The sequence below is a fragment of the Sphingopyxis sp. MG genome, assembly GCF_002953155.1.
Lineage (GTDB): Bacteria > Pseudomonadota > Alphaproteobacteria > Sphingomonadales > Sphingomonadaceae > Sphingopyxis > Sphingopyxis granuli.
Window position 1 is genome coordinate 3,309,426 of record NZ_CP026381.1, and the last position, 23,641, is coordinate 3,333,066.

A 23,641-nucleotide genomic window follows, 5' to 3' on the forward strand; every position below is an offset into this window, starting at 1 on the left:
CCCGCAAAGACATGCGCCTTCTCGTCGTCGAAGATAATGACCGGATGGCGGCGCTGATCGCCGATGGCCTCCAGCGCCGGGGTTTCGTCTGCGATGTGGCATTGAACCTTGCACAAGCTGACGATGCCATGGCCGGCGCGCAATATGACGCGATCGTGCTCGATCTCGGTCTGCCCGATGGTGACGGGATCGACTGGCTCGCCGGTCGCCGTAAATATCACCAGATGCCGCCCGCGATCATCCAGACGGCACGCGGGGCATTGGAAGATCGTATCACCGGGCTTGATGCGGGCGCGGACGATTATGTCGTCAAGCCGGTCGAAGTCGACGAACTCGCCGCGCGTATCCGCGCCCTCCTGCGCCGCCCCGGCGTCCGGACGCAGCCGATCATCAAGGTAGGCGCGCTTCGCTTCGATACGGCGAGCCGATCCGCAAGCATCGCGGATCGCAAGGTCGACCTCTCCCGCCGCGAAGCTGATCTGCTGGAGCTGTTGATGCGCCGGGCGGGAACAGTGGTCCGCCGCGACGTCATTGAAAACGCCCTCTACAGCTTCAACGACCCGGTAACCCCCAATGCAGTGGAAGCCGCTGTCTCGCGGCTGCGCCGCAAACTCGAAGAGGCGGGAGTGACCGGCACGCTCCAAACGGTTCGGGGCGTCGGCTATATGCTGAAGGACATTCCCGCATGACGCAGCGCCGATCGGTTTCCCGGCGTTTACGGCGCGGACTGGGCATCATAGGCCTGATCGGCACCGTCCTGCTGCTGGCGGCGGTCGCCTTCTTCTACAGCTTCACCTTCACCCATCTCGATCCGCAAGCCGCGATGATGCGAGCGATCAAGGAGATGCTGGAGCATGTCGCGCTGCCGCTGATCGTGTTGCTGGTGCCCGTGACGATCATGGTGCTGCGGGTGATCCGTCAGGCTTTCGTGCCACTGGCAGAAGCCGCCGCTGAGATCGAGGCGGCACGCGGACACGAACGGGGCTTTCGCATCGACGCCTCGCAGATGCCAGCTGAGGCAGTGCCCTTCACCGAAGCGGTCAACGACCTGCTCACGCGTCTCGATGAGTCCGCAATGCGGCAGGAGGCGTTCGCGGCCGATGTCGCGCACGAACTACGCACGCCATTGGCGTTGCTGTCACTCGAACTCGACCGGCTCCATCGTGACGATGCCGTCCGGCTCAAGACAGATGTCGCCGCGATGCGCCGACTGATCGACCAGCTTATGCTGCTGGCACAGATCGACGCCGAAGCGGCGGCACAGATCGCGCCAGAGCTGGTGTCGCTTGCCGATGTGGCGAGTGACGTGGTCGGCTCCATCGCACCGGGGATTATCGCCGAAGGTAAGATGATCTCGCTCGATGCCGATGAGCACGCGCCGATCGTGAATGTCCGGCGTGAGGCGGTCGCGGCGGCGCTACGCAACCTCATCGAAAATGCGATGCGCGTCACCCCCGCTGGCGGCACGATCCAGGTCCGGGTCGGCCCGGACGCAACCTTGGCGGTGCGCGATGAAGGGCCGGGACTAACGCCGGACCGGCTACGCGACCTGGTGCAGCGTCACCGCCGCGCCGACCATGCGAGCAAGACCGGCGCGGGGCTTGGTCTTGCCATCGTCGAGCGGATCATGAGCGCCCATGGTGGCAGACTCACAACAGATCCGGCCATCCGCGAACTCGCTTTACGCTTCCCCGCTCCCTGATCTTCCGGTCAGCACCTCGTCAGGCTTTGGTCAGGGACGCTCTCTAGTCTGGCAACATGTCCAGACGAACTATGCTGTTTTCGGGCGCCGCCACGCTTGCCCTGATCCTCACCGGCTTGTGGTGGCTGTCCTCGCAGCCAAGCGGATCAAGCTCCGCCGCGCCAGAAAGCGTTGCCCGGCCTGAACGCGGGATTCTGGCCGTGGATGCTCGCCGTGCGGCGCAAATGGGCATCCGCCTCGCACCAGCGGTAGCAGCCGATGAAGCGCCGCTCGCTACCATCCCCGCGATGATCCAGCCTCCCGCCAATGCCCGCGTAGCGGTTGCGGCGACGTTTCCCGGCACGGTCGTGCGGACCCTGGTTGTCGAAGGCGACAGCGTGCGGCGCGGTCAGCCGCTGGCTGTCATCGCGAGCCGTGACGTGCTTACGATCGGCGCCGATCTCAACCGCGCACGCGCGCGCAGCGGCGTGGCGCAGACCAATGCGGCGCGATTATCACAGCTCAGCCGGGAAGGCATTATCGCCGGCGCGCGTGCGGATGAAGCGAACGCGATCGCCGCTGAAGCGCGCGCCGACGTTTCCGAGAAATCCCGCATTTTGGCGATGGTCAATGGCCATGGCGGCAGCGGCTCCTACACGCTCACCGCTCCCATTGCCGGCCGGATCACCAGCGCTGCGATCCAGGCGGGCAATCCGGTCGATGGCACCACCGCGCCTTACGTGATCGATGCAGCGGATCGCTATGAAGTGGTAGGGCAATTGCCCGAGCGGCTGATCGGCCAGGTCCGCCCCGGCATGAGCGTGCGGCTGCTTCCCGATCTTACGGGCCGCATCGTTGCGGTAGGCTCTACCATCGACCCGGCGACCCGCTCGGCGAGCCTGAAGGCGGAGATTTCCGCCGGTCCAGGTGTCGTCGCGGGCCGCGCCACCAGCATCGTGATCGCCGGCCCGGCGCCAGCGGGTGCGGTGAGCGTGCCTGATGCGGCCGTCACCATGATCGACGGCAAGTCCATGGTATTTGTCGCCGAGCGCGGCGGCTTCGCGGTCCGGCCCGTAATAAGCGGCGGGAACAGCAATGGTCGCACCATATTGCTCTCCGGCGTCAGGCCGGGAGAACAGATCGTCGTTTCCGGCACGAGCGCGCTGAAAGCGCTCGCCACCGCGCAATAGGTCCGGCCCATGCTGCGTTCGCTTGTCGCTACGGCGCTTTCCTACCGCCTGCTTGTTCTCGTGCTCGCCACAATCACGGCGGGGCTTGGCGTCTGGGCCTTCACCACTTTGCCCGTCGATGCCTATCCCAACATCGCGCAGACGCAGGTGAAGCTGATCCTCAAGGCTCCCGGCATGACGCCGGAGGAGGTCGAAAGCCGCGTCATCACACCGATCGAGACGGAGATGCTCGGCATCCCCTATCAGGCGATCCTGCGCTCGACCGCCAAATATGCCATTGCCGACATCACGATCGACTTCACCGACGGCACGGACCTCTATTGGGCGCGGCAGCAGGTCACCGAACGTCTTTCGGGCGTCATGGGCGATCTACCGACATCCGTGAGCGGCGGCCTTGCCCCGATCTCGACACCGCTCTCCGACGTTTACATGTTCACCATCGAAGGGCCACTGTCGCTCCAGCAGAAGCGCGAGCTGCTCGACTGGACGATCCGGCCCGCGCTGCGCACCGTGCCCGGCGTCGCCGATGTCAACGCGCTGGGCGGCTATGTCCGCACGTTCGAGGTCAGGCCCGATCCGGTCGCGCTGGCGAGCGCGAAACTCTCCGTGACCGATCTGCGCACCGCAATCGAAAGCGGCAACCGCAATGACGGCGCGGGCCGCCTCGCGAGCGGCGAGGAAGCCCTGATTGTTCGCGTGGTGGGCGCGATCCGCACCGTCGAGGATCTGGGGTCGCTCGTCATCGCCAGCCGCGACGGACGGATCGTCCGGCTCGGCGATGTCGCCACCGTCGGCACCGGCAGTCTCACCCGCTATGGCGCGGTCACGCGCGGCGGCAAGGCCGAAGCCGTGCAGGGCCTCGTCATCGCGCTGCGCGGCGCGGATGCTCGCCAGGTGGTCGATGGCGTGCGGGCACGGCTCGCCGAGATGCAGAGTGGCCTGCCTGAAGGCACGGAGATCCACGTTTTCTATGATCGCTCCGATCTGATCGAGCGCGCGGTCGGCACGGTCGAGAAGGCGTTGCTGGAGGCGACCGTACTGGTCGTCGTGCTGCTGATCCTGTTTCTCGGCGACTGGCGAGCCGCCGCGATCGTCGCGGTGACCTTGCCGATGGCGGCGCTCATCACCTTCCTGTTCATGCGCGGCATGGGGCTGTCCGCCAATCTGATGAGCCTGGGCGGCCTCGCCATCGCGATCGGGCTGCTGGTCGATGGCGCGGTGGTCGTGGTCGAGAATGTCGTCGAGCGGCTGGGGCACGCGCATGGCGAGGATACGCCCCGGCTGAACCTTGTATTCCGCGCGACCAGCGAGGTGATCGCGCCGGTGTCGGCGGGCATCGTCATCATCGCGCTGGTGTTCCTGCCGCTGCTGTCGTTGCAGGGGCTGGAGGGCAAGCTGTTCGCGCCGGTCGCGCTCACTATCGTCTTTGCCCTGCTCGGGTCTTTGCTGCTCGCGCTGACGCTTGTGCCGGTGCTCGCCTCCTTCGGCCTCAGGAGCGGCCATCATGGCGATCCGTGGATCATGCGCCAGCTTGGCCCGCGCTATCGCGCGCTGTTGGACGGCGCGTTCGCGCGCAAGCGTCTGGTCTATGGCCTGTCCGCCGCCGGGCTGGTGCTGGCGGGTCTGGCATATGGCGCGGTCGGCAAGACGTTCATGCCGACGATGGACGAGGGTTCGGTGATCGTCCAGCTCACCAAGCTGCCGTCGATCAACCTTAGTCAGTCGGTCGCCGGTGACATGGCCGTGCAGCGCGCGCTCCTCACCGTGCCGGAGGTCGAGGATGTGATCGCGCGCGTCGGTTCCGACGAGATCGGGCTCGACCCCATGGGCCTCAATGAGACCGACAGTTTCGTCCAGTTGAAGCCGCGATCTGAGTGGCGGGGCAACAAGGACTTCGTGGTCGAGGAAATCCGCAAGGCGCTCGAGGGATTGCCCGGCATTGAGGCCAGCTTCACCCAACCGATCGAAATGCGCGTCTCGGAGATGCTGACCGGCGCGCGCGGCGATCTTGCGGTGAAGATATTTGGTCCAGATTCACAGATGCTCGCCGATCTGGCGGGCCAGGTCCAGCACACGCTGTCCGGCATCCAGGGCGCCTCGGAAGTGCTGACGGTCGCCAATGACAGCGTGGATTATCTCCAGCTCGATATCGATCGCGCGGCGACGGGACGGTTCGGAATGCCGGTCGACCAGATGCAGGATGCGCTCCGCGCGCAGGTTGAAGGTGTTCACGCCGGGATCGTCGCCGATGGGCAGAAGCGCGTGCCTATCGTGATCCGCGGCGATGATGCCATCCGCAATGACCCGGCCCGCTTCGCCGATCTGCAACTGCGCACGCCGGGCGGCACGCTGGCGCGGGTCAGTGACATGGCGCGGGTGGAACGGACACAGGGTCCGGTGAAGCTCGACCATGAGAACGGCTCGCGCTTCGCTCTGGTGCAGGCGTTCGTCTCGGGACGCGACCTGGTCGGCTATGTCGATGAGGCCAAGGCAGCCGTCGCTGCCAGGGTCAGGCTGCCTGCGGGTTACAGCATCGTCTGGGGCGGCCAGTTCGAGAACCAGCAGCGCGCGTCGGCGCGGCTTATGCTGGTGATCCCGATCGCGCTGGCACTGATCTTCTTCGTCCTGCTGGCAACGCTCCGATCGCTCAGGGCATCGTTGCTCATCCTCGCGAATATCCCGTTCGCGATGGTCGGCGGGCTGCTCTCGCTCTGGCTTTCGGGTGAATATCTCTCCGTTCCCGCATCGGTGGGGTTCATCGCGCTGCTCGGCATCGCCGTGCTCAACGGATTGGTGCTGGTCGCCTATTTTCGTCAGCTCCGCGCCGAGGGGCTGAGCATGGCCGAAACGGTGCGGCTGGGTGCGCAGCGGCGACTGCGGCCCGTCCTGATGACCGCCAGCATCACGGCTTTCGGCCTCGTACCCTTGCTGTTCGCCAGCGGACCGGGATCCGAAATCCAGCGGCCGCTGGCGATCGTAGTGATCGGCGGTCTCATCACCTCCACTTTGCTGACGTTGATCCTGCTGCCGATCCTGTTCGAGCGCTTCGGCGAAAGCGTTGAGGAAATCGCGAATGTCTGACCTTCTGTTCACCCTCCATTGCGCCGTCCGCGATACCGAAGCGGTGCTGGGCGCCATCCGCACCGTGTCTCCAGCGCCGATCCACATCCGCGCGGAATCGGTCCGCGGCCAGGACTATGGCGATGCCGGAACGGCGGAGAAAGTGTCCGGCGAGCTCAAGCGGACTACGCTCGAACTGATCTTCGGCGCGGACAGGATGCCCGATCTTCTTCAGGCCGTGGAGGAAGCCCGGCGTGACCTGCCGGTCCGCTGGCGAACCACCTGCCTGCTCGATCATGGAAGGATCGCCTGATGCGGGCCATGCTCCTCGCCTGCGGCCTGCTGCTGTCCGCATCGCCAGCCCTGGCACAGCGCACCGATCTGCCGCCCGCCGACAAGGTGAACGAGGCGTTGGACAATCATCCCAGCGTTGCCGCAGCCGCCGCCCGCGTCGAGGCAGCGCGGGCACGAGGCGATATGCTGCGCAGAGGATCGCATGAGGTGACTGTCAGCGGCAGCTATGTTCGCCGCACCGTCGATCGGGAAGGCGGGTTCAATGAGTTCGACACGACGATCAGCCGTCCCTTCCGCCTGCCCGGCAAGGCGGCGCTCGATCGTCAGGTGGGCGCGCTGGGCGTTGAGGTGGCTCAGAACCAGATGGAGGATGTCCGCCACCAGACGGCGCTCATCCTGTCCGGCCTGTGGCATGACTGGCTGACCGCCGGGAGCCATTATCGCAACGATCTCGACACCGTCCGGGGGCTGGAGGCATCGATGGCGGCCGTAGCGCGGCGCGTGGCGCTGCGGGATGCCGCGCAGCTTGACCTCGATCAGGCTGCCGCCGCGCTGGCACAGGCACGCGCGCAGGCGGCCTCGTCGCTCGCCTCACGCGAACAGGCGCGCGTTACGCTTGTGGCGACCTTTCCGGACATTCCACTTCCGCCCGAGCCGCCGGAGCTGGCGATACCCGTGCTGCCTGCCGATGGGCTGGAAGCCATGCGCGATCTGGTGATCGAACGCAGCCACGAAATCGGTGCCGCCGATAAGGAGGCGCAACGGCTGGACGTCACCGCACGCCGGGTTCGCGCCGACCGCGTCGCCGATCCTTCCTTCGGCGTCCGCCTGTTCAGCGAGCGCGGCGGTACGGAAACAGGGGCGGGTGTCGTCGCCTCGATCTCGCTGGGCGGCGGTTATCGCCGTGCGGCGGCCGACCAGGCCTCGGCCGAGGCCAATGCCGCGCGCATGGAACTGGCGGCCGTGACACGCACCGTCGAGGCGATGGCCAATGCTGGTCTTTCCAACGCCCGTACCCGGTTCAATGCCTGGTCCAACGCCGAAGCGTCCGCCCGCAGCGCCGGCGATGCCGCCGCAAGGACGGCTCGCGGCTATCAACTTGGCCAGATCGACCTGGCCGATCTCCTTTATGCGCAGCGGCAGACCAATGACGCGCGCCGCATGGAGATCGATGCCCGCTCCGAAGCAAACCGGGCGCTACTCAGGCTCGAAATCGACTCGCACAGCATCTGGGCGGCGGTCGACAGGGAGTGATCGAACCACGGTGGCTTCACCCTCTGTTGTCGGACGTCCGAGGATCACGAACCGGGAGCAGCGAAAGCTGTATCGGCCAGGTTCCAACCCCCTCCGATCGCCTTGTATAATGCGACCATCTGCACAGCGGCTGTCGTCCGCGCGCGCAGATTTGCGGTTTCGGCCTCATGAAGGAGGCGCTGGGCCGCAAGCAGCTCAATTCGCGTGATATCGCCTGCGGCAAAGCGCGCTTCAGCATGATCAAAGCTGCGGCGCGAGGCATCCAGCGCCGCTTGATGACGTGTCAATGTATCCAAGCTTGCATTATAATCGCCCAAGGTGCGCTCGGCATCTCCCAGTGCCGCCAGCACGGCCTGCTCATAACCCAGCGCGGCCTGCCGCTGGGCAGCCTCCCGGACACGTATCTCCGCGCGCACACGGCCGCCGTCGAACAATCGCCAAGAGATGAGCGGCAGGATGGAGTAGCGGGTGCTGGACGAATCGAACCAGTCGCCCGGACTGAGCGCCTGGAAGCCGCCGCCGGCACCAATGGACAGCTTGGGGAAAAGCTCCGCGGTGGCGACGCCGATATCAGCGGTGCTGGCAGCAAGCCGCCGTTCAGCAGCCAGAACATCGGGGCGGCGACGCAATATGTCGGCGCGTTCCCCTACGGGCAGTGCCGGCAGGACGCGCGCCGGCGCGGCGGTATCGAGCAGCTTCAGTTCCCGTTCCGGGGGTGCGCCGAGCAGGACGCCAAGACCGAGCACGGCTCCGCGCTGACGCGCCGCAATGCCCGGTAGCATGGCATTGGCGGCAGCCCACCGCTCATAGGCTGCGTCCACATCGGCGCGGGAAACATCGCCGAGAGCGGCACGGCTGCGCATGAGGTCCAGCGTCTGTTGCAACGTTGCGACCGTCGCCTGCTGCGTAAGCAATTCTTCCCCGGCGCCAGTCGCCTCGAACCATGTGCGAGCGACCTCCGCCGCGATCCGCATACGTACACCCTGCGCTTCGGCTTGGGTCGCCTGCAACCGCGCGCTGGCGCCTTCCAGCGCCCGGCGATTGGCGCCAAACAGGTCGACTTCCCACGCAGCATCGAAGCCGGCATCATAGATTGTCTGCGACGCATCTAGTCCCGGAATGGAACCAACCGGCAGTGGGCCATTCTCGCTTTGTCGGCGGCGGTTCACGCTGGCGCCTGCGGAAACAGCGGGCAGTTGCTGACCAGCGGCCCGATCGCGCAGAGCGCGCGCTTCATCGATCCGCGCCGCTGCCTGACGGATATCGAGATTTTGCGCCAGTGCAGTGTCGACCAGTCTCTCCAGTTCAGGGTCGCCCAGCGTTGACCACCAGCGGACAAGGTCGGCAGGGGCGGACGCCCCCGCCGCTGCCTGGGTCCAGCCGCTGCCCGTGTCCACGGAAGGCGGCGCGTGATAGTCGGGGCCGACGACACAGGCGGTCAACGAAATGCAGCTGAATAGCACCACCGCAAGACGCAACTGTCGATGAGGGGGAAATATCATTGCAGACGTCCTCGAACGAAGATGGTGGCCGTGGTGAGCGACACCAGGGCGATCAGCGCCAATGGCCAAAGGCTCGCAAGAATATCGCCGGGCGACATTGCTTTCAGAAAGCTGCCTTCCACGATGATCAGAAAATGGGTGAGGGGGATCGCCTGAGCCAGCCATTGCAGCAGCGTGGGCATATTCTCGACCGGGGTAGCGAAGCCCGACATCAGAACGGATGGCACGCCGATGGCGAAGGCGCCAAGGATGGCCTGCTGCTGGGTCGCGCTGATCGCGGATATCATCAGGCCGATGCCCACCACCGACAGGATGAACAGAACCAGGCTGACGAACAGCAGCCCAAACGAGCCGTTGAACGGAATCTGGAACGGACCCGCAGCGGCCGCCATCATCAGAAGACCGAGCATGGTGCCGATGACCAGAGCGGGCAGGGATTTGGATATAATGATTTCCGGCGTGGAGGTTGGTGACACCAGCAACTGGTCGAATGTTCCCAGTTCGCGCTCCCGCGCGATCGACAGCGAGGTGATGAGCAGCGCGCTGAAGAACGCCAGGATACCGGAGAGGCCGGGCACGATGAACCAGCGGTAGGTCAGGTTGGGATTGAACCAGTTGCGCACCGCCACCGCCGATGCGGGCGCACTGCCGGCGTTTGCTTCCGCGCCAACCTCGGCAGCGATGGCGGAGAGATAAGAAGCGGTGATCTGCCCTGAATTGCTGCGCCGGCCATCGATCAGCATCTGAACGCGACCATTGTCGCCGGTGGCGATTGCGCGCGAAAAGTCCGGCTGGATATCGAGCGCCGCGATCACCTTGCCCTGGTCGATAAGATCGCGCAGCTCTTGGCTGTCGTTCACGCGATAGACCTGCGTAATGAAGTCGGCCCGGTCGAGCCGCGTGATCAGTTCATAGGACCAGCGCCCCGAATCCTGATTGTGAACGGCGATATCGACATTGCGCACTTCCAGCGTCGCGGCGAAGGCGAACACCAGCAGTTGCAACAGCGGCGGCACAAGCACCACCATGCGGCTGCGCGGGTCGCGCAGGATGCTCAGCACTTCCTTGATGAACTGCGCCCGCAGCCGGGTGAAAGCGAAATGGCTATTGTGTTGCGCCATGGCTCCTCACTCCAGATTCTTGCGCGTGGCGCGTTTTGCCAGGACGAAAAACAGAAAGCCGATGGCAGCCATCGCCAGCAGGTTCGGCACAAAGACCACCCAGATGTCCCCGGCCAGAAACACGGTCTTCAAGGAAGAAACGAAATAGCGCGCCGGGATAAACCAGGTGATAGCCCGGATCGGCGCCGGCATGGCGTCGATCTCATACAGAAAGCCCGACAGCATGAATGCGGGCAGAAAGCCCGAGAACAAGGCAATCTGCGCGGCCAGAAACTGATTGCGGGTGATGGAGGAGATCAGCAGTCCCTGGCCCAGCGCAGGCACCATGAATGTCGCCGAAAGCAAAAGGAGTGCGGCCAGTGACCCGCGCAGCGGCACGCCGAACGCAAAGACCGCCAGCGCCGTGGCCCCAAGCGTGGCGAGCATCCCGAGCGCGAAATAAGGCAGGAGCTTACCGATCAGGATTTCCGCGACCGATGCGGGCGTGGAGAGTACCGCCTCCATCGTGCCGCGCTCCCACTCGCGCGCTACCACCAGTGCGGTCAACATGGTGCCGATGATGGTCATGACGATGGCGATGGCGCCGGGCACGAGCGAACGGCGGCTCTCCAGTTCGGCGTTGAACCAGTATCGCGGCTCCAGTGTTACGCCCGCCTGAGATGCCTCGATACCGAGGCCGCCCCGCCAAGTCTGGACGACGCCCTGTGCGTAGTTGGTGACATAGTTGGCGGTATTGGGCTGCGAGCCATCGGCGATGATCTGTACGAGGGGCCGCGCGCCGCGATCGGCCAGGCGCTGCTCGAAATCCTGCGGAATGACTACAAATCCGCGCAATTCGCCCGAAACGACCCGGTCGGACACCTCGCGCCGATCATGGGCGAAAGTCACGTCCAGATAACGGGTTCCGGCGAATGCGGCGGCCAGTGACTGCGCCGAGGCAGATTCGGATTCCTGCACGACGCCGATACGCACTGCCCGCACGTCCAGTGACACCGCATAGGAAAACAGAAGCAGCAGGACCACCGGAAGGACAAAGGCGATCAGCAGCGTGGACGGATCGCGGACCGCCTGCAGGCTCTCCTTGACCACCAGCGCCCAAAGGCGTTTCGGGTCGAAGCGGCGCATGGCCTCCGGCGGCATTCGGCGATCCCGGCGCGATCCATCCGCGTCGTTCATGCGGCGACCTCGCTACGGGCGACATCGGCGAGATCTTCGGCTTCGACCAGATGAATGAACGCGTCTTCCATGGTCGGGTCCGGCCGGGCATCGCTGGCGGCACCGCGTTTGAGAGCGTCCGGCGTGTCCAGCGCGATCAGCCGGGCGCGATAGAGCATCGCTACCCGGTCGCAATATTCCGCCTCGTCCATGAAATGGGTGGTGACCATCACAGTCACGCCCTTGCGGGCAAGGCCGTTGATGTGGGTCCAGAACTCCCGCCGCGTAATCGGATCGACGCCCGAAGTCGGCTCATCCAGAAACAGCACCGGCGGGCGATGCATCACCGCGCAGGCCAGCGCCAGGCGCTGCTTGTATCCGAGCGGCAGAGAGTCCGGCGCTGACGACAGCCAGGGCTGCAAGCCGAAGATTTCGATCATTTCCTCGATCCGCGCCCGCTGCGTCGCGCCGTCCAGACCATAGACGCCAGCGGAGAACTCCAGATTCTGTCGCACGGACAGCAAGCCATAGAGCGAGAACTTCTGCGCCATATAGCCAAGCTGACCTTTGACCGCGCCGGTCGCGCGGCGCAGATCAAGCCCCACCACATGCGCCTCACCGCTGGTAGGTTTGAGTAGGCCGCACAGCATCTTGAAGGTGGTTGATTTGCCAGCACCGTTCGGACCGAGCAGACCGAAGATTTCGCCCTTGCGCACCTCGAAGCTGACATTGTCGGTGGCCGTGAAATCGCCGAAGCGCTTGGTCAGGTCCCGGCAGGAAACGGCGATGTCCGACTCAAGCTGGACAGGCGGGAGCCCCTCGGCGAGAGCCGATGTACCGCCCGGGCCGCCGCCAAGCAGATCGATAAAAGCGTCCTCGAAACGGGCGGGCACCGCCCTTAGCTGCGCCGCGATCCGATCGGCAAGAGCGGTTATCTGGCCCGTTCCCGCGCCGGGGCGCAACACGATGCGAACACCGGCGCCCTGAACCACGCCATCGCCCACGCTGCTCAGGTCCAGCGCCTCGGCCAGCACGGTCCGACGTTCATCGCCAACTTGTTCCAGACGAAAGCTGCGGCCGGCAAGGCGCCCGGTCAGTTCTCCGGGCGACCCGTCATAGGCAAGCCGCCCTTCGTTGAGCAGCAGCACGCTGTCGCAACGCTCGGCCTCGTCGAGATAGGCGGTCGACCAGACCACGGCCATGCCCTCGTCGGTCAGCGCCTGTACCATGCGCCACAGATCCTGACGGCTGACGGGATCGACGCCGACACTTGGTTCATCCAGGAGCAGAACGGCAGGCCGCGCCATCAGGGCGCAGGCCAGGCCGAGTTTCTGTTTCATGCCGCCGGAGAGCTTGCCCGCGAGGCGTTGGGTAAAGGGAGCCAGGCGCGTGAAGTCGAGCAATTCGGAAAATAGTTCGACGTTCCGGTCAGCATCCATGCCGCGCAACTGCGCATAGAGCCGCATATTCTCCATGACCGACAAGTCTTCGTAGAGACCAAAGCGCTGCGGCATGTAACCGGTCGCGGCATGGATGGCATCATTGTCGTCCACCACGTCAAAGCCCGCCACCGTGGCGTGGCCGCTGTTCGGCGCCAGCAGACCGGTCAGAATGCGCATCAGGGTGGTCTTGCCCGCACCGTCCGGTCCAACCAGCCCGGTAAGGCGGCCGAACCGGATACGGGCGTTCAGGCCCTGCAATGCCTGCACGCTGCCGAAATGCTTGCTCACCCCGTCGATGACGACCGCGTTCGGATCAGATGGCGGGTGCGATGTTGCGCAAGCGGATGCCACGTCACCGACCTTTGGTGTGGGCGCTGGATACTTGCCCGGCATCCACGTCGATGGTCACCGGCATACCCTGGCGCAGCGCGGCATCTGCATTGGTGACCACAATCCGCAAGCGATAGACCAGATCCGTGCGCAGATCCGTGGTTTCTACCGTTTTTGGCGTGAACTCGGCGCGCGGTGAAATAAACCCGATCTGGCCTTGATAAACCTTGTCGGACGAGTCGCTACGGACGCGCACCCGCATCCCGGGCGCGATGCGCCCCAGATCCAGTTCTCCGATGTAGGCACGCACATAAACCGGCGCATTAAGGCTCACGTTGTAGATCGGGGTCTGGCTGATGACCATGCTGCCGGGTTCGCGCACGCGGGCAATCACAGTGCCGGGGCGCGGCGCAAGCAGCACGGTATCGGCAAGCGCAGTGGCGGCTTGCGCCCGTGCCGCTTGGGCGGCGGCCAGCCGGGCCTGCCCTGCGGCGACATCTTCCTTGCGAAAGCCTTCCGCCGCCTGCGAATGGGCGGCGCGGGCGGCACTGGCGCCAGCCGCGGCCTGATCGCGCGCGGCACGGGCGGCATCGACCGTTTTCTGGCTGGCCGCACCTGACGCGAGCAACTGGCTCTGGCGATCGAAGTTACGCTGAGTTTCCCGGACGCCCACCAGCGCCTGATTGAGCGCCTCGCGCGTTTGGGCGATTTCCTGCGGGCGTAGGCCGCGGTGCAATTTGTCGACATCTGCCTGCGCAACTGCGACGGCCGCGTCAGCCGCCGCCAACGCCTCGCGATAGGGTTGCGCATCAAGAGTGGCCATGTGGGCGCCCGTTTCGACGTGGTCCCCTTCATCGAAGTGCATCTGTGCCACACGGCCCGATTGCCGGAAGGCCAGTTGCACTTCGCGAATGTCGACATTGCCATAGAGGCGCAATGCTTCGTCGCTTCGGTCGCCACGCTGCATCCACAGCCATCCGGCAGTCGCGATCGCGACGACGATGGCAACAATGACAATCCACCTTGCAACGCCCGACAGACGGATGCGCTTCATTGCGAGGCTCCGATACCGCGCAGATAAATAGCGAACACGCCGGGGGCATCACCACGAATACGGGTTACATCGCCCGCCAGCATTGATTGCATGACGAGTCCCTGGATCGTGCCGATAAAAAGGGTGGCTGCGGCATCCGGATCGAGGTCCGCGCGCAACTCGCCTCGCGCCTTTCCCGCCTCAAGCAAGCTACGAAGCCGCTCTCCGTAGTGCCGGATCAGCGTTTGGACCATGCGCTTTGGAAGAGTCTCACCCGGTCGCTGCAACTCCCCGAAAAGCATTCGCGGGACACCGGGATGATCCGACACGAAATCGATATGCGTCATGAAGACCGCCTCAAGAGCGGCCTTCGGAGATGTGGCTCCATCCGCCGCCTCATCAACGCGGGCGAGTAAACGCGCGGCCACCCACGACATGACGGCCTCCAGAATGGCGTCTTTGCTCGGGAAATGGCGGAACAGCGCCCCTTGGGTCAGCCCCATTCGCTGCGCGATGGCCGTCGTGGTGATGTCGCTCGGGTTCTGTTCTGCTGCCAGATCGACCACCGCCTCCACGGTTGCCGCGCGTCGCTCATCTGCGGGGAGATGCTTGGGGCGTCCACTCATTGCTTGCCCTTTCAAAAGAAAGTAATCTATTACTATCTATCCGCGATGCATAGCAGTTGCAAGACGGAAGAGTGGGAAGCGAGGGGGGCAATTGTCGACAATGTATGGAAATCACCCGCGGTCGGCTGGGCTGCGCTGTTGGCCACGTTCCTGATTCACTGTGAGCGTGACCGAGCCTAAATGGCCATGACATTCTCATCTCGATCAGCGTCCAGACTGCAATATGCACACGCGGACGGCGCGGTGGCGCTGCAAGAGCCTACCATTAGCTTCGAGTCGATCGGCCGATCAGAAAACAGCGTAAACTGAAGCGAGATGATAGGTGATCGAGCTCCGGCAGCTTCGTTATCTGATGGCAGCTGCAGAAGCAGGGAGCTTCAGTCGCGCAGCGCGCAACATGAATATCAAACAAGCAACGCTCAGTCGACATATCCTCGAAATCGAGAAGCGGTTGGGCATGGCGCTGTTCGACCGCAAGACGCGTGGCGCTACGCTAACACCGAATGGCAAAACCTATCTCCGGACCGCGCAGCGCATCATCAAGGAGTTCGAGTAGTTGAATGCCTGGGTCCGCGCCACGAACAACGGCCATGTCGGTAAGCTGGCGGTGGGCTTTTACACGTCCTTCTCCGCCGGCAACTTGCGGGCAACGCTGAGTGAGTTCGGCGAACGCTATCCCGAGGTGAAAGTATCCGGCTTTGAACGCGATCGGGATATGCTGCTGGCCGGGATCGAAAATGGCCTGCTCGACATCGCGATCATGACCGGGGAGACGCCTTATCGGGGGTTGATGAGCCGTCCCTTCTGGAGCGAGCGCATGTTGGTAGCGATGCCCGCAGGCCATCCTCTTATCGCGCGCGAACGCATCCATTGGCCGGACCTGAGCGGTGAGCGCTTCCTGCTGACCAAGCGTGATCCCGGCCCTGAGACCCGCAACATGCTGCTGGGGAAGATCGGGATGCCGGGCTACACGCCCGAAATCGAAATGGACGACATCGGCCGCGATACAGTGCTAAGCGCCATCGCGCTGGGCGGCCATATCTCGATCGTCGCGGAATCGGCGCTCGGCATCCAGATTCCAGGCGTCGTGTTCCGCGAGGTCCATGAGACCGGCGGCCACATACGGACCGGGTTTTCGGGCTATTGGCGTGCCGACAACAACAATGCGGTCTTGCACCGGTTTCTCGATTTGGTGGGTGGTCGCTATTCGCTGCCGTCTATTCCGACGCCGCAACCGAAAAAGGAATAGCCATGGCAGAGGGCAAGACACTCATCATCGTGCTGGTCGCGCTGGTCATCGGATTTGGTGCGGGCTTCGTACTGCGGCCGGTGATCGTCCCCGTCGAAAGCGCGCCCGTACTCGCAACACCAGTTCCTATCGCTCCGATACCGGCCGAGGCGCGCGGCAAGCAGTATTTCGCGGCGCATCTCGATGACGCGCGACAAATCGTGACGCAATGCGCGGAAGGTTCTGTGCGCGGCGACGAGTGCGCCAACGCCGAGCAAGCGGTAATCGAGGTGGAAGGCCGTGACCGCTTCAAGAAGTTCATGGGCAACTGACGGCCCGCGGCGTGCGCTCACTTCCCTTGCGCGCGGTGCCGGCGAAAGGCGCGGTCGGTTTCCATAAACCGGGTGAGCATCGGCGCGATCAGCTTGTCGGGCGGGACCGGTGCTCCTCCGGTCTCGGCGGCGAGCGCGGCGGCATAGGCAACAAGATCGCGATGCACGGCGGCGGGCAGCTCCACGGAGAGTTTGACCGGCCGATCGTCAGCCAGCGGCCCAAGCTTCAATTTACTCATCGTACGCCTCCAACCGGCTCCAATATGAGGTCGCGTGTCAGGACCACCCGCAACGGGTGCCCCGGCCGGATGGTGAGCGTGGGCTGCACATTGAGCTGCCGCCGCACGATCTGCTGGCCGGTCTGATTGATGGTGTCCTGCGAGCCTCGCCGCACCGCGCGGGTGAGATCATCCTCACTGTCCGCGCCCAGCTCGGCTCCCAGGCCGAGCAGCGTCGAGACGGCGGCGGCCTTGAGCAGATTGCCCCAATGCTGATTGACGCGATCCTGCAGCCCCGCAAATCCTGCGGCGTCAGTTCCAGGCTGGCGTTCCAGAACGATCGAACGGCCGTCCGGCAATATCAGCCGGTCCCAGGCCAGCAGCACGCGGGTCTGCCCGGCGGCGACCTCGCTGTCATATTCACCGATCAGCCGGGCGCCCTGCGGAATGAGCAGGATGCGGCCGGTGATGCTGTCATAGACATTCTGCGTCACCTGGGCGGTGATCTGGCCGGGCAGATCCGAACGGATGCCGGTGATGAGCGCGGCCGGGATGATGCTGCCCGCCTGGATGGTGTTGGGCGATGCTGGCGCGGTCAGGCGCTCAACGCTGACAGTGCGCTGACTGGAGGCCTGCGCCATGAAAGCGCTCTTTGCACCCTGGTCGGTCTGTGCAGACACCGGCGCCCGCGGAGCCTCGATAACGCCTGCTCCTCCCGCTGCGAGATTCGGCAGCGCCGGGATGGAAGGCATCGCGGCAGCCCCGGCGCTGCTTCCTCCAAGGAACACGCCGCTCACACTCGGCGCAACGAGATCTGCTGGCCTGTTCCCGCCGCTGCTTCCCAACATAGGACGTTGTCCGACCTGATATGCGCCGGCGGCCCACGCGTGACGAACAGCTCGGAGAGTGCCGCCAGCACGTCATCGCTCCTGAGCTTGCGCGCGACCGGCAGCGCCAGGCACTCCCGGCTCGCCTCGTCGATGATCGACAGGATCCGATATTTGCGACCATCGTGGGTCCGCCCTTCGACGAAGTCGTAGGACCAGACATGGCCGGGATACTCGGGCCGAAGCCGGATGCACGATCCGTCGTTCAGCCACAGACGCCCGCGCTTCGGCTGCCTTTGCGGTACCTTCAGCCCTTCGCGGCGCCAGATACGCTCAACCCGCTTGCGGTTCACATGCCACCCCGCATCGCGCAGCAACGCCGTCACCCGGCGATAGCCATAACGACCATATTGCCGCGCCAGCGCGATGATATCCTCGGTGAGAGCGGCTTCGTCATCCGCCCCGCGAGGCGCCTTGCGCTGTGTCGATCGGTATTGCCCGAGCACGCGGCAGAGCCGCCGCTCGGACACCGGCATCATCCTTCTGATGTGGTCGATACAGCGCCTTCGGCGCGCGGGGCTCAGAAGTTTCCCCGGGCAGCTTCCTGCAGGATCAGCTTGTCCAGCGTCAGGTCGGATATCGCACGGCGAAGCCGCGCATTCTCTTTCTCCAGGTCTGTGGATCGGCGTGCAAAAAGGGCTCTGACTCACTTTTGGTGCAAGTGCGTTGATAATGGCGAGTTTCCCCGAAGGAGGATATCGCCATGCATGGGAGCGGTTTTCGCGAAGCCATTGCGCCAATAGGATTGGTGATCGACAAGGTCGAGTATGCCGCCGATCAGATACTGATCACCGGGCGATCCCGATTTCGAGTTTCGATCTGCCCGAACTGCTGCCGCCCATCTGCGCGTGTCCACAGTCGATATCACCGTACACTCGCCGATCTACCATCTCATGGCCGGCCGGTTCGGATTACTCTTGTCGCCCGGCGTTTTCGTTGCGCCACATCCCGCTGCACCACGCGTATCTTCGTTGAACGCTTTCCTCCGGATGTGACTGCAACATTTGCCCGGCGTACGACCCGCCTGGATTCTATCGTACATCACCTTGGGCTGGCGCTGGGTGGGCGTCCGGCGGCCAGCTTGGCGCGCCGCCTTCTGATGCCGGTCAGCAAGGACACATTGCTTCGAACTGTGCGTCGGCGCTTCAAGGGCGCTCAGGTTAAGCCTACGATCATCGGCATCGACGACTGGGCGTGGAAGCGCGGACAGCGATATGGCACGATCGTCTGTGATCTGGAGCGCCGACAGATTATCGACCTCCTCCCCGATCGTGGCGTCGCCACCGTAGAAGCGTGGCTCAAGGCCCGGCCGGAGATCTGCATTATCTCGCGTGATCGCGGTGGCGGGTACCGGCATGCGGCCGCGCGCGCCTTGCCTGACGCCCTGCAGATTGCCGATCGCTGGCATTTGATGGAGAATGCCAGCCAGGCGTTCCTCGACGCTGTCCGTAAATCTATGCGCGCCATTCGCCAGGCACTTCAATCCGCCGAACCCGATCCAGAACTCCTCACCTGCGCTGAGCGGCTTCAATACGAAGGCTTCAAGCGGCGTCAGGATGCCGATGATGCGATCCGTGTGCTGCTTGGAAAAGGGGCGTCCATCAAGGCGGTCGTTCGCGCGACCGGCTATGCCCGCAAGACCGTACGCCAGGTCGCTCGTGGCGGACGATCCGATATGTTCCGCACCCGGCTTAGCTCTCTCGACCCGTGGCTCGGGACGCTCGATGCCGAATGGCGTTCCGGTTGCCAAAATGGTGCCGAACTCTGGCGGCGGCTCAAAATCATCGGCTTTAACGGAAGCCTGCGTGTCGTTGCAGAATGGGCGACGCGGCGGAGGCGCAACGAGGCAGCTCCGAACAACGTGTCGCGCGTCATTCCATCAGCCCGTGTGATTGCCCGGCTTATGACGATGGCACGCGATCAACTCTCGCAATCAGAAGCCACGCTTAGCCGCACCAGCGGCCCGACAGCGAACACCGCTTGCCCATCAGCGCAGCGATGCGCGGACCGCCGCGGTGCGAGCTGCAAATGGCTACCCCACATCTAAACGCTTTCAATTACCCATAAGTCGAACGGATGGCGTTAGCGCCGATTTTGATATCCATAAGCCGGGACCATCCGCGCCAGATCACGATGTTGCCAGGCGGCGGATCATGGGCTCGGGCCAGGTAACCGCCGAGCCGCGCGATCTGGGTCAGGTAATCGGAGAGGGTTCTGCCCATGGGCGCCCTATTTCGAGAAGCCGCAAGGTGATCAATCAGGGCGATTTCATCATCAGTCAATGCGAGTTTGGGGGATGCGGCAGGCGCGGCGCGGTTGATCATGGTCACCCAGAACAGTCGCCAGGATAGGATGCAGAATATCGCGATCAGATTGGCAAGGCGATCGGCGGTCCGGAGCCGTGCATCCTCGGCGCGGCAGCCGGATTTGAGTATCTTGTGGAAGAGCTCGATCTTCCAACGCTGGGCGTACCAGTCGAGCTTTTCGATGGCCTGGTCAGGCGTCGTCACTGGTAGATCGGTGATAAGCCGCCAGTCGACAGGAGCCCGGCCTTCGGGGGCCCCACATTCACGGGCATGCAGGACGGTCAGACTGAGGGGCGGATAGCGCTTTTGCTTCCCGATCGGCGGCAAGACCTGGATACGCCGATAGCGTAGCTCGATGTCGGCATGATCATCCTTGCTGACGGCGACCCGATGTATCGCCTGTACGGACACTTCGCTCATTTCGTCGGCAATGGTGTGATCACCGTCGCCGGCCAGGCGATCGACACAGGTGCGGACAAGAAAATGCGTGCCGATCGCTTGGGCCTCGCAGAAGAATTCGTAAATATCGTTCTCGCGGTCGCCGATATGGACCAGGCGATCGGGCTCGCCCAGCAGGGCGGCCGACTGGCGCATGTTTTCGAGCCAGCGGTAGCTCTCCTTTTCCTCGATCGGCACGCGGGTGGGATTGATCCGGCGCTTCAGCGCGTTGGTGCCCTTGAACTTGGTGCGGGTCCAGAATTTCGCCGCCGTCAGCCCAAGCGGTAATCCTTCGGGCGTGACCGCAAGGCTGGAGTGCATGAGCAGCCCGCAGACCGTATGAAGCCGCAGCCGACCATTTTCATCGCGTCGGCTGGGAACCAGGCTAATGGCACCGATTCTTTCGGGATCGCGCCGTTGATAGGAGAATTCAGTGGTGTCCTGCAGAACGAGGATAAGCCCATCAGTCGCGGCAACGCGGGCCCGCGTCGCCTGGAGATGGCCCGCGAGGATATTGCCTTCGTTTACCGAACTATTCGACAAAAAGCGGTACGCTGCCTTGGTATTTGCCCAGTCCTGACAGGCCATCGGGATCGGCGCGCCAATCGCTCCCGCCATCTGTCCCAGCATCGTGCGCAGCCGCTCGCCCAAGCGCTTATCGCGAAATGCGCCGAGATCGACTTCCTCATCGGCCCATTTGACCGCATCGAAAACAGAATTGCTCATTGTGCACCCCACCAACCGTTTCAGGTGCCAGGAAAGGAATCATGTCCGATTCCGGGCAAGCAACGGCCATGCGACCAACGGAATCACGCCAACGACGAGTTGTGGGTAATTGAAAGATCTAAACGACGTTTACGCGCGCGAAGTCGTGATGGCGCGCGTCGGCCATCTCATCCGGCGCAAGCAGCGAGAAATCGAACGGATCACCCGCATTTTGCGCGGGCTGTTCGATCCTTCGCAAGTCCAGGCACCCGAGCCGGGACGGATCAAGCGGATCATCCTCATCGGTCCCTATGCGCGGCGATCCTGGTACGAAGACAGCCGGACGATCGAATTTTCCGATTACGAATTCTGGGTCGTCGTCAATCATCCCCTCTTCACGGACGAACGCTGTTGGCGGCGGGCACGGGCGACGATCGACCGGGAACTCGGCAATCGCTGCGCCGTGGATATCGAGATCTATTTGAAGTCCGACATTCGCAACGCGAAGGCCGAGCGGGACACTTTCATTCTCGATCGGATCGAGGCCGGCATCACCCTTTACCGCGCTTCGCGCGATGCGCCGCTGCCCTCGCGCGACCAGCGGGAGGAACGGCCATGACCGCCCCCGGACCATTCACGTCGTTCGACGAATTTTACCGATCGCAGAATGTACGGCTGTTCCACTTCTTCAGACGCAAAGTCGGCCGCGAGGCGGCGCCAGACTTGGTGCAGGAAGCTTTCATGAGAATGCTCCGCTGTGGGGCGTTTGAGAGAGTCGAGAACCCTCAAGCATATCTGACCCGGACGGCCCGAAATTTGCTCATCGAAAGATACCGGACCTGGCGGAGGAAGGGGTGCGTTTTATATCCTTTGGATGAAGCGCGGGATGCTGCGGTCCGGCCTGACCAGGAATGTGGAATTCAGTCGGCGGAATTGCGTCGGGCGTATCGACGGGCGCTTCTCGCGATGCCGCGCAGAACGCGGCGGATATTCCTGATGCATCGGCTCAAGGACATGTCCTATCGGGAAATCGCGGAGGAAGTCGGCGTCGGCGAAAAAGGCGTTGAATATCATATGATGCGGGCTTTGAGTCGGTGTCGGCGGGCGGCTGCGCGTCTGGAATAAGCGATCGACCTTTCGACCGCTTAGCGCCTGAGATCAGCCGTTCAAGCCAGTGCTGCACAAAGCTTAAGATCGGTCGTTGGCTATCCTACATTGGGGCGTTCGGGAAGCGCCTAGGTAATGCTTCGACCGTGACTTGCTTTCCGCCGCGTTAGCCCGATCACACGCACGACTATTCCCTATTCGAATTTGTCGAAATGCGCGCGGCGGACGGCCTCTGCCATTACCGGATTGAGCGCCTTGATCGCGGCGGCTTTCTTTTCCCAGAAGACCGCGTCCGGGATCTGGACCCGCCCGCCCGGCGTGCCGCGTCCCGCACGGTGCATGGCGGCGGCCTGTTCGGCGCCATCGAGCTGGCTGTTGTTGGCGGCCTTTTCGAACAGCGCGAGTGCAAAGGCTTCGTTCTTTGCCACGCCGCGCCCTTCGCGGTAGGCGTAGGCGGCGGTCACCTGGGCGGGGCCGAATCCCGCCAGTGCAGCTTTGGCGGCATATTCAAAGCCCTGGACATGATCGGCCGGGATGGTGCGTCCCGAAAGCAGTTCGAAGCCGAGGCCATAGGCCGCCAATATGCTGCCTGCATCGACAGCGCGTTTCATGTAGAAGACATATTTCCCAGGGTCTTTGACGACCCTCCCGCCGCTGCCGATACGCCCGGTGAGATATATGTCGGCCAGCTTTCGGCTGGCCAGAATGTCGCCGCGACCGGACAGGTTGGAAAGAATGGTGACCGCCTGGTCGAGGTCAGGCTCGAGCAGCCATTGCGGCTTTCCGCGCTCGGCACTGTTCGCGGCGTAGTCGGAAAAGCTGAACGGCTTGTCTGCGCCCTGCTGTTCGCGGGCGAGTTGAGGGACGGCAATGCCGGTTTGCAAGGCGCCCGCCAGTAAATGGCTGGCTTCATCGCCGGGCCGCGGGCGCGCCACCAATGCAAACGCGACCGCTTTGACGATCATATCGCGCTTCTCTGTGCGGTAGAGCGCGAAGATCTCGGGCCGCTTCTTGCTCCCATGACCTAGTTTCATCAGCTTTTTATGATCGGTTTTGAGCTCGCCGCCATCTTCGCAAAAGCTGCAAAAGCCGGGCTTGAAGGCGAGGCGTACATAGCCGGCGACCGCGTCGCGATCGCCGGCCTCGGCCCCTTGCCGGTAATAATCGAGCGATTCATCGAGGTCGCGCATGCCATATTCGACCGACTCGGCGAGCAGCCCGACGCGCGCGAAGGCGGGCGCATATTTCTGGCCCATCGCCATCGCGTAATATTTCATCATATTTTCGCGAATCTTGTCGCGCGACCAGCTTTCGCCGAGCAGGTCATCGCGAATGCGGTCGGCGAACCGCACCTGCGGGGCGGCCTTTCCCGCGTCGGCTTCGGCCTTCAGCGCGAGAATATCGGGCTTGGCGTACCAGGCCTTGACCCGTGCCTCCGACGCTTTCAGCGCTTCGGGCGAAACGCTGCCTATGCCGATCCCGAGATCGCCCGACTGCGAATGCGCCGGGACGGCGACGATCGCTAACGCCAGACCGAGGGCCACGCGTCCGTTTAGAATAGCCATTGCCCGTTCACTCCCTGTTTGCGCCCGTTGCGCGTGTTTCCTGCGTCGCCGAAGCGCCGTTTGTGCTGCGGCACGATTGGTCATGGCCAAGGCTGCACGCCCTTGCGAATGCCGTTTTTGCGTCGCGCTGGATGTTGCACACTGCTGCATTGTCCGTCGCTTCAACC

Annotated in this window: 21 protein-coding genes and 2 pseudogenes; 12 read left to right on the forward strand and 11 right to left on the reverse strand. The window is 63.7% G+C overall.

Annotated features, from left to right (window positions below; all coding sequences use genetic code 11):
• The first annotated feature begins 11 nt into the window (after positions 1-11).
• The 6 genes from C3E99_RS15205 to C3E99_RS15230 all read left to right on the forward strand — a co-directional run bounded on the left by C3E99_RS15205 (position 12) and on the right by C3E99_RS15230 (position 7,479).
• Positions 12-689: a response regulator gene (locus tag C3E99_RS15205; protein ID WP_104960026.1), complete on the forward strand. Its 678-nt coding sequence runs from the start codon at positions 12-14 to the stop codon at positions 687-689.
• Positions 686-1,702, forward strand: a complete 1,017-nt coding sequence (locus tag C3E99_RS15210) for a sensor histidine kinase (RefSeq protein ID WP_104960027.1) — start codon at positions 686-688, stop codon at positions 1,700-1,702. Before C3E99_RS15205 ends, C3E99_RS15210 begins: the two co-directional genes overlap by 4 nt.
• A gap of 71 nt (positions 1,703-1,773) precedes the next feature.
• The gene (locus tag C3E99_RS15215) at positions 1,774-2,871 is read left to right on the forward strand and encodes an efflux RND transporter periplasmic adaptor subunit (protein WP_234002504.1); all 1,098 of its coding nucleotides are present in this window, start codon (positions 1,774-1,776) and stop codon (positions 2,869-2,871) included.
• Positions 2,872-2,880: 9 nt separating this feature from the next.
• A complete protein-coding gene (locus C3E99_RS15220) occupies positions 2,881-5,952 on the forward strand; it encodes an efflux RND transporter permease subunit (RefSeq protein ID WP_104960029.1) in 3,072 nt (1,023 codons plus the stop codon).
• A complete protein-coding gene (locus C3E99_RS15225; RefSeq protein WP_012049896.1) occupies positions 5,945-6,244 on the forward strand; it encodes a DUF3240 family protein in 300 nt (99 codons plus the stop codon). Before C3E99_RS15220 ends, C3E99_RS15225 begins: the two co-directional genes overlap by 8 nt.
• The gene (locus C3E99_RS15230; RefSeq protein WP_012049895.1) at positions 6,244-7,479 is read left to right on the forward strand and encodes a TolC family protein; all 1,236 of its coding nucleotides are present in this window, start codon (positions 6,244-6,246) and stop codon (positions 7,477-7,479) included. Before C3E99_RS15225 ends, C3E99_RS15230 begins: the two co-directional genes overlap by 1 nt.
• A 44-nt stretch (positions 7,480-7,523) precedes the next feature.
• Here C3E99_RS15230 and C3E99_RS15235 read toward each other — a convergent pair whose 3' ends face one another.
• From C3E99_RS15235 to C3E99_RS15260, 6 genes are read right to left on the reverse strand one after another with little or no spacing between them, the layout of a single operon-like run.
• On the reverse strand, positions 7,524-8,981 hold the full coding sequence (locus C3E99_RS15235; protein ID WP_012049894.1) for an efflux transporter outer membrane subunit: 1,458 nt from the start codon (positions 8,979-8,981) through the stop codon (positions 7,524-7,526).
• Positions 8,978-10,102: an ABC transporter permease gene (locus C3E99_RS15240; protein WP_012049893.1), complete on the reverse strand. Its 1,125-nt coding sequence runs from the start codon at positions 10,100-10,102 to the stop codon at positions 8,978-8,980. The genes C3E99_RS15235 and C3E99_RS15240 overlap by 4 nt, the downstream gene beginning before the upstream one ends.
• 6 nt (positions 10,103-10,108) lie before the next feature.
• Positions 10,109-11,278, reverse strand: coding sequence for an ABC transporter permease (locus C3E99_RS15245; RefSeq protein WP_049771264.1), 1,170 nt, complete (start codon positions 11,276-11,278; stop codon positions 10,109-10,111).
• Entirely contained in the window at positions 11,275-13,050 is a 1,776-nt protein-coding gene (locus C3E99_RS15250; protein ID WP_104960030.1) for an ATP-binding cassette domain-containing protein, read from the reverse strand. The genes C3E99_RS15245 and C3E99_RS15250 overlap by 4 nt, the downstream gene beginning before the upstream one ends.
• A 1-nt stretch (position 13,051) precedes the next feature.
• A complete protein-coding gene (gene hlyD / locus C3E99_RS15255; RefSeq protein ID WP_104960031.1) occupies positions 13,052-14,083 on the reverse strand; it encodes a secretion protein HlyD in 1,032 nt (343 codons plus the stop codon).
• A complete protein-coding gene (locus C3E99_RS15260) occupies positions 14,080-14,688 on the reverse strand; it encodes a TetR/AcrR family transcriptional regulator (RefSeq protein WP_104960032.1) in 609 nt (202 codons plus the stop codon). Before C3E99_RS15260 ends, hlyD begins: the two co-directional genes overlap by 4 nt.
• A 322-nt stretch (positions 14,689-15,010) precedes the next feature.
• Here C3E99_RS15260 and C3E99_RS20145 point away from each other — a divergent pair, with 322 nt between their 5' ends.
• The 3 genes from C3E99_RS20145 to C3E99_RS15270 are packed head-to-tail and all read left to right on the forward strand — an operon-like array spanning position 15,011 to position 16,248.
• Entirely contained in the window at positions 15,011-15,244 is a 234-nt protein-coding gene (locus C3E99_RS20145; RefSeq protein WP_234002505.1) for a LysR family transcriptional regulator, read from the forward strand.
• Positions 15,245-15,937 (forward strand): LysR family substrate-binding domain-containing protein, encoded by a 693-nt coding sequence (locus tag C3E99_RS15265; protein ID WP_234002506.1) that lies wholly within the window; start codon positions 15,245-15,247, stop codon positions 15,935-15,937. It begins immediately after the preceding gene.
• A 2-nt stretch (positions 15,938-15,939) separates the two neighbouring features.
• A complete protein-coding gene (locus C3E99_RS15270; RefSeq protein ID WP_104960033.1) occupies positions 15,940-16,248 on the forward strand; it encodes a hypothetical protein in 309 nt (102 codons plus the stop codon).
• 17 nt (positions 16,249-16,265) lie between these two features.
• On the opposite strand, the gene C3E99_RS15275 is transcribed toward C3E99_RS15270, so the two are convergent.
• The 3 genes and pseudogenes from C3E99_RS15275 to C3E99_RS15285 all read right to left on the reverse strand — a co-directional run.
• Complete coding sequence (locus C3E99_RS15275; protein ID WP_104960034.1) at positions 16,266-16,487, reverse strand: DUF2274 domain-containing protein; 222 nt, start codon at positions 16,485-16,487, stop codon at positions 16,266-16,268.
• A pseudogene (locus C3E99_RS15280) lies at positions 16,484-17,272 on the reverse strand (TrbI/VirB10 family protein); the annotation flags it as partial. The pseudogene C3E99_RS15280 and the gene C3E99_RS15275, both read right to left, overlap by 4 nt.
• A 47-nt stretch (positions 17,273-17,319) precedes the next feature.
• Positions 17,320-17,984: pseudogene (locus tag C3E99_RS15285) on the reverse strand (IS3 family transposase); the annotation flags it as partial.
• A 72-nt stretch (positions 17,985-18,056) separates the two neighbouring features.
• Here C3E99_RS15285 and C3E99_RS15290 point away from each other — a divergent pair.
• Entirely contained in the window at positions 18,057-19,400 is a 1,344-nt protein-coding gene (locus C3E99_RS15290) for an ISL3 family transposase (RefSeq protein ID WP_104960035.1), read from the forward strand.
• Between the two features lie 10 nt (positions 19,401-19,410).
• Here C3E99_RS15290 and C3E99_RS15295 read toward each other — a convergent pair whose 3' ends face one another.
• Entirely contained in the window at positions 19,411-20,823 is a 1,413-nt protein-coding gene (locus C3E99_RS15295; protein ID WP_104959562.1) for an IS4 family transposase, read from the reverse strand.
• A gap of 148 nt (positions 20,824-20,971) precedes the next feature.
• Here C3E99_RS15295 and C3E99_RS15300 point away from each other — a divergent pair, with 148 nt between their 5' ends.
• Together C3E99_RS15300 and C3E99_RS15305 are read left to right on the forward strand one after the other, a co-directional pair.
• Positions 20,972-21,421: a hypothetical protein gene (locus C3E99_RS15300; protein WP_104960036.1), complete on the forward strand. Its 450-nt coding sequence runs from the start codon at positions 20,972-20,974 to the stop codon at positions 21,419-21,421.
• Entirely contained in the window at positions 21,418-21,927 is a 510-nt protein-coding gene (locus C3E99_RS15305; RefSeq protein ID WP_104960037.1) for a sigma-70 family RNA polymerase sigma factor, read from the forward strand. Before C3E99_RS15300 ends, C3E99_RS15305 begins: the two co-directional genes overlap by 4 nt.
• Before the next feature lie 176 nt (positions 21,928-22,103).
• Here C3E99_RS15305 and C3E99_RS15310 read toward each other — a convergent pair whose 3' ends face one another.
• On the reverse strand, positions 22,104-23,558 hold the full coding sequence (locus tag C3E99_RS15310; RefSeq protein ID WP_234002686.1) for a tetratricopeptide repeat protein: 1,455 nt from the start codon (positions 23,556-23,558) through the stop codon (positions 22,104-22,106).
• Between the last annotated feature and the right edge of the window lie 83 nt (positions 23,559-23,641).